This window comes from Vibrio sp. 10N.286.46.A8 (genome assembly GCF_041470165.1).
Lineage (GTDB): Bacteria > Pseudomonadota > Gammaproteobacteria > Enterobacterales > Vibrionaceae > Vibrio > Vibrio tasmaniensis_A.
The window spans coordinates 7,870-8,205 of record NZ_JBFRLX010000260.1 but is presented as its reverse complement, the minus strand read 5'-3'; the positions used below and the strand labels follow the sequence as shown (position 1 = coordinate 8,205).

The 336-nt window shown below is 48.5% G+C and carries 1 protein-coding gene; it reads left to right on the top strand.

The window, feature by feature from the left end; genetic code table 11:
* The coding region (locus AB4232_RS20840; protein ID WP_372087920.1) for a DEAD/DEAH box helicase at positions 1-336 on the top strand (336 nt) is incomplete at both ends.

Sequence of the window (336 nt, the reverse complement as noted above, 5' to 3'; positions counted from 1 at the left end):
GGTACTGGTAAAACAGCATCATTTGTATTGCCAGCACTGCAATACCTACTGGATTTCCCACGTAAGAAATCTGGCCCTGCACGTATGCTTATCCTGACGCCAACGCGTGAGCTAGCAATGCAGATCACCGAACAAGCACGTGAGCTTGCTAAATACACCAGCCTAAATATCTTTACGATCACGGGCGGTGTGATGTACCAAGAGCACGCAGATATCTTAAGCACGACTCAAGATATCGTAGTCGCAACACCTGGTCGTCTGATGGAATACATTGAAGGCGAGCGTTTTGACTGCCGTGCGATTGAATGGCTGGTTCTCGATGAAGCTGACCGTATG